The following is a 5,793-nucleotide window of genomic DNA, read 5'->3' as shown; positions in this document are numbered from 1 at the left end:
GCCCTTCGTCCGCCCGACGCGGAGGCACCAGAGGAACGGGGCCGGCCCCGCCTGCGGGACGGTCCCCCGGTTCAGACGGCCTGGGCGGTCCGCCAGCCGCCGCGGTATTCCTTGCGCGCGGTCACGGAGTAGGGCGCCGGGCTGACCACGGCCCGGACTTCCAGCTGCCGGTGCGGTTCCACGGTGGTCTTGCGGGTGCCGCCGTCGGGCTCGCCCCAGACCACGTTCACCTCCGTGCCGATCTCCACGTCGGGGTTGACCGTGGCCAGCGACAGCGCCCGCCGCTCGTTGGCGCTGTAACCGGTGAACAGGGACAGGCCCACGTTCGTGCCGCCGGCGTCGACAATGGAATCGTAGTTCGAGGAGCCGTAGTTGGCGTTGGGCAGGTCGAAGTACTTGTAGGGCGTTCCCTCCGTGTCGAACAGCGAGGCGAAGATTTTGGTCATGTCCTCGGCGTTCCAGGCCAGCGTGGCCTTCTTCCGCTGCGCCTGGCCGTCGATCTTCTCCAGCGCCTCGCGGCCGATGAAGTCGTGGTCGAACTTGATGAACGAGCCGTAGCCCAGCTCCCACGGGTTCAGGTAGTAATCCTCGATGTTGTCGGAGACGAAGCTGCCGGCCACGGCGTTGACAGCTTCGTAGCTGTCCGCACCCAGCCATTCCCGGTACGGACGAAGCTCTTCCCCGGAGTAGATGGCCGGCAGCGGGGACGGAATCCAACCCGATTCCAAGGTGTTGGACGAGTAGGCCCGGGCGCCGACGGGCAAGAGGCCGAGCTCCCGGCCGGCCTCCAATATGAACTCGCGGACGCGCTCGTAGGACTCGTAGGGCCCCCAGAGCTCCAGCCCGGGGGCGCCGGCCATGCCGTGGCGCAGCGTGCGCACCTGCGCCCCGGCCACCTGCATGTGGTCCATGCTGAAGAATTTCAGCTGCTCCACGGTGCCGCCGTTGAGCTTTTCGATGACCTGCCACGCGTTCGGACCCTGGATCTGGAACCGCCAGTACCTGCGCTGCACCGGCTTGCCCATTGGCCGCGACGGCGACCGCCGGTCCACCTCCAGCTCCACGTCGTACCCGCCGGTCTGCCCGTGAAAGAGCAGCCAGTTGGCCGCGGGGGAACGTCCCACGTAGACGAACTGGTCCTCGGCCTCGTGGAAGAGGATGCCGTCTCCGATCACGTGCCCGGAGGGCGTCGTCGGGACATATTGCTTGGCCCTGTTCACCGGGAAGGTGGCCACCGAGTTGATCGCGGTGTCGGAGATCAGTCTCAACGCATCGGGGCCCTTGATGAACAGGTTGTCCATGTGGTGGGACTGGTCGTACAGCACGGCGGTCTCCCGCCAGGCCCGGACCTCGCTGCGCCAGTTGGTGAATTCCGGTGCCACCACCGGGTAGACGTAGGCGCCGATCTGCGAATTGCGCAGCAGTTCCACCGTATTGCCGGCCTGGTCCAGGACGTCCTGCAGGTTCTGTGCACTCATGATTCCCCTATCCCCGCCGGCCGGGGGCCGGCGTCTCTTCCATGCCTCCATTGGCCGTAGGCATGCTGTGCGGTTTCGGGGCGGCAGGGGAACCGGCGTCTCTTAACGGCCGGGGTCCTCGGCCGCCCGCGTGATGGCATCGGCGACGCTCTTGAGGTGCTTATCCATGGCTGCGGCGGCCCGTTCCGGGTCCTTGGCGCAAACAGCGTCCACAATCTCCAGGTGTTCGGGCAGCGAGACGGCCGGCCGCCCCGGCTGCATGGCCAGCCGGAACTGGAAGCGGACGCTCTGGCCGCGCAGGCGCGCGATCAGTGCGGCCGCCGTTTCGTGCCGGCTCAGTTCGACGACCCGGCGGTGCAGGGTCTTGTTCAGGTCCGAATATCTCAGCAGCTCCCCGGCGGCCACGGCCCGGCTCATGGCCTCGCCCAGGGCCCGCAGTTCCTGCACGTCCTCGTCGGTGACCTGTTCGGCGGCCTTGGCCGCGCAGATGGCTTCCAGGGCGGCGCGGACCTCGGTGATTTCCACCGCTTCCTCCACCGCGACCGCGCGCACCCGGGCGCCCCGGTTCTGGATGCGCTCCACCAGCCCCTCCAGCGTCAGCTCCGCCAGCGCCGCCCGGACGGTGGCCCGGCTGGCATGGAACTCGGCGCAGATATCCGCCTCCACCAACCGCTGGTTGGGCACGAGTTCGCCCCGGTCGATCGCCCTTTTCAGCCCGGCGACGACGGCGGCCGGGTCGGTTGATCGGGGTGCGGCAGTTTGGCTGGCGGTGCTCACGGGAGGCTGCTCCATGCTTGGATAGTGTGCTGACGAAGTTGTTGCCAATAACCTAGCCCATCGGTTCTGAGTGCGTGTCCGGCACCTCGACGGGCGGTGTGCCGTGGGTATGGAAGGTCGAGATGGTCTGCATCCCCCAGGCCTGGCCCTTCTTCCGTTCCGTCTCGGTCCAGACCACCGGTTCCCAGTCCGGTGCCAGCAGGAGCCGCGCGCCGGCGTTGGCGAACTCGATGCGGTTCCCGCCCGGCTCGTAGACGTAGAGGAAGAACGTCTGGTTGATGGTGTGCTTGTGCGGACCGGACTCGATGTGGATGCCGTTCTCCAGGAAGATGTCGGCGGCCTTGAGGATGTCTTCACGGGTGTCCGGGGCGAAGGCGATGTGGTGCAGGCGGCCGGAGGCGCCCAGGTGGTCGGCCGAGTAGACCAGGTCATAGGACTTCTGGCCGAACCGGAACCAGTGGGCGGCCGTGCGTCCGTTGTCCAGCCGGATCAGTTCGCTGTCCTTCAGGCCCAGGACGTCGGCCGAAAACTTCGCGTTCTCCTCCACGTTGGCCGCCAGGTAGTTGATGTGGTCCAGCCGGCGGGCGTTGACCCCGTGGCCGGGGAACCGGGACGCTTGGTTCTTCAGGGCCGGCTTGTCGTCCGTGGCCCGGTACCACTCAGTCTCGTAGTAGACGGACATCGGGTGGCCGTCCGGGTCCGTGAAGTGGAACGACGGCCCGACGCCGAATTCACCGTCCCGCCACTCCCCGCCCTGCCCGGACTCCTGGATCGAAGCCACCAGCCGGTCCAGCGCCTCGGGTGAGGCCGCCCGGTGCGCGACCAGTCCGACGCCGGAGGCCTGCCGCGGGGTGAGCTTGATGCTCCAGTTTTCGTAGTCGTCCCAGGTGCGCAGGAAGACCGAGTCTCCGGCGCGGGCGGCCTCCCGCATGGCCAGCAGGTCGTTGAAGAACCAGTAGCTCTCGTCGAACTTGTCAGTGAACAGTTCGATGTTGCCCAGGTGGGCGATGTCGCGGTGCTGGGGTGTCATGGTCTTCCTTCATTTCGGTTACGGGGCCACCCGGTCTCGGGGAAAGACGGTGCCGTCGAACAGCTTCCGCGCCGTCCGCAGCACCGTGGAGGACGTGGTGGTGATGCCGGCGGGACGCTCGGCCAGTTCCGCGCCGACGTCCAGGTAGCCGGTGGGGTGCTCGAGTCGGAGCGGCCTTCCGCCGGCGGGGAGCCGGGCCAGTTCGTGTCCGACGGCGTTCGGCAGTTGGATGCCGGCCGCCACGGTGGTGGCGCCGAGCACGCCGATGGACGTGTGGCAGCGCACCGGCAGGAAGCTGCGGGTGTTGACCGTGCCCCCGTTCCGCGGCGCGGAGAGCAGCACCAGCTTCGGCACGGTCTTGCCGGACACGTCGCCCATGCCCATCAGCTTCGCCGCCTCAATCCGGATCCGGGCCAGCCGGTCCGCCAGGGCGGTGTCGGCTTCCAGCTCGGCCGGGTCCTCGTAGCCGGTGACCCCGAGATCGGCCGCGCGCAGCAGGACCGACGGCATGCCGTTGTCCACGCAGGTAACGTCGACGCCGTCCGCCACGTCCGCCTCCTGCCCGGTGGGCAGCAGCGCCCCGGTGGAGGAGCCGGCGGTGTCGGCAAAGTCCAGGGTGACCGGGGCGGCGGTACCGGGCACCCCGTCGATGGCCGCGTCCCCGCGGTAGTCCACCCGGCCGCCGGGCGTCGGGAAGGTGGCCGTGGCCCTGCTGTCTGTATTCACCATCCGGATGCGCACCGCCGTCGTGCTTTCCTGCGCCCGAAGCAGGCCGCGTTCGACGGCGAAGGGTCCGACGCCGGCGAGGATGTTGCCGCAGTTCTGGCTGTCCGTGACCGTCGCCTCGTCCACCGCGACCTGCAGGAACAGGTAGTCCACGTCGGTCTCTTCGCCGGCCGACGGCGAGATGACCGCCACCTTGCTGGTCAGCGGGTGGGCCCCGCCGATGCCGTCGATCTGGCGGGCGTCCGGGCTGCCCATGATCCGCAGCAGCAGGTCGTCGCGGTCGCCGCTGTGAGCCGGCAGGTCCGCGGCCAGGAAGTAGGCGCCCTTGGACGTGCCGCCGCGCATCAGCATGCAGCGGACGCCGTAGTCGTAGTCCCCGCCGGCTCCGGAAGGGGCGTCCGCGCCCAGGGGCCGGGCGTCGCCGTCGTGCTCAGCCGTCATAGTCTTCGGCCGCCACGTACTGAACGCCGAGCTTCTCCAGCACCGGCCGCAAGCCGTAGTAGTCCAGGCCCAGCGTCCCCTCCTGGAACCGGGACCGGGTCTTTTCCTCCTTGTCCAGGCGCGCCTGCGAAGCCTCGACCGCCGCCGGTGCTTCCAGTCGCGGCACGCAGACCACGCCGTCGTCGTCGGCCACGATCACGTCGCCGGGCCGGACAGCGACCCTTCCCAGGGTGATGGGGACGTTGACCGCCCCGGCGCTCGCCTTCACCGTGCCCTGGGCGTGGACGGCGGCGGACCAGGCGGGAAAGCCCATCGCCTGCAGTTCGGCCACGTCGCGCACCCCGGTGCTGGTGACCACGCCGCGGACGCCGCGGTACTGCAGGGCTGTGGCGAACAGTTCGCCGAACAGGCCGTCGGTGCATTCGGACGTGGTGGTGACCACCAGCATGTCCCCGGGGCGGCACTGCTCAATGGCCGCGTGGACCATCAGGTTGTCGCCGGGCCAGCAAAGCACCGTGACGGCGGTGCCGGCCACCCGGATGCCGGACTGGATCGGCCGGAACTGCGGTCCGGCCAGGCCGGTGCGGCCCATCGCCTCGTGGACCGTGGCGACGCCGAAGCCGGCGAGCGCGTTGGCGTCGGCCAGGTCGGCGCGGGGCGGGTTGGTGACGATGACGTTTTTCATGCCAGCGTGCCGGTCACTTGGGGGTAGTAGCGCATGTACGCCTCGCCCTTGGTGTCCGTGGGGAAGCCGAGGTTGGGCCCCGCGTTGCGTTTGACCTGCACGCCGCGGCGCGTGGCCAGGTCCGTGTAGTAGTCCCACATGTGCTGCTGCGCCGGCAGGCATTCCATCGCGGTGCGCTTGGCCGGGAAGGCCGCCGTGATGTCGAGCAGGACGTTGGGCTTGAAGTCGCTTTGCTCCGGCTGGTGCGGTTCGAAGAAGAACACCGGCGGGGCGCCCAGCGGGTCGCCGGGGGCGTCGTAGCCGATGGCCTGCGCCAGCACCCGCGCGTCCAGCGCCATCCGTGCCGCGGCCGGGTGGTCCCCGTTGTAGGGGTCGGCCAGCGGATGGGTCAGCACCACCGTGGGCTTGACCTCGCGGTAGATCCTGACCAGTTCATCCACCAGGTGCCGCGTGGGCACCAGCGGATAGTCGCCGGCGTCCAGGAAGCGGACCTCGGCGCCGAGCGCCGCGGCGGCGTTCTCCGCCTCCTGCCGGCGGATCGCCTTGATCTCTTCCAGTTCCTTGCCCTCGCGCCAGGCCTTGGCGGACTCGCCGCGTTCGCCGTAGGACAGGCACACGACGACGGCGCGTTCCCCGCGCTGTGCCGCGGCGGCGAT

Annotated in this window: 6 protein-coding genes; all 6 read right to left on the bottom strand. The window is 69.3% G+C overall.

Translation table 11 applies throughout. The annotated features are described in order from the left end of the window. Positions 1 to 71: 71 nt before the first annotated feature. A complete protein-coding gene (gene ligM / locus AC5RUJ_RS09795; protein WP_494127844.1) occupies positions 72 to 1,478 on the bottom strand; it encodes a vanillate/3-O-methylgallate O-demethylase in 1,407 nt (468 codons plus the stop codon). Positions 1,479 to 1,580: 102 nt separating this feature from the next. Beyond that, a complete protein-coding gene (locus AC5RUJ_RS09790; RefSeq protein WP_494127843.1) occupies positions 1,581 to 2,255 on the bottom strand; it encodes a GntR family transcriptional regulator in 675 nt (224 codons plus the stop codon). A gap of 52 nt (positions 2,256 to 2,307) precedes the next feature. Beyond that, on the bottom strand, positions 2,308 to 3,285 hold the full coding sequence (locus tag AC5RUJ_RS09785) for a VOC family protein (protein ID WP_494127842.1): 978 nt from the start codon (positions 3,283 to 3,285) through the stop codon (positions 2,308 to 2,310). Positions 3,286 to 3,303: 18 nt separating this feature from the next. After that, positions 3,304 to 4,452, bottom strand: a complete 1,149-nt coding sequence (locus AC5RUJ_RS09780; RefSeq protein WP_494127841.1) for a 4-oxalomesaconate tautomerase — start codon at positions 4,450 to 4,452, stop codon at positions 3,304 to 3,306. After that, a complete protein-coding gene (locus tag AC5RUJ_RS09775; protein WP_494127840.1) occupies positions 4,442 to 5,137 on the bottom strand; it encodes a 4-carboxy-4-hydroxy-2-oxoadipate aldolase/oxaloacetate decarboxylase in 696 nt (231 codons plus the stop codon). Before AC5RUJ_RS09775 ends, AC5RUJ_RS09780 begins: the two co-directional genes overlap by 11 nt. Then, positions 5,134 to 5,793, bottom strand: a 660-nt coding sequence (locus AC5RUJ_RS09770; protein ID WP_494155806.1) for a PIG-L deacetylase family protein, incomplete at its 5' end; no start/stop codon positions are given. The genes AC5RUJ_RS09770 and AC5RUJ_RS09775, both read right to left, overlap by 4 nt.

Source organism: Arthrobacter sp. Y3223164, assembly GCF_059091005.1.
Note: the sequence above shows the minus strand (reverse complement) of the source record. Positions and strands in the feature narration are given on the sequence as shown.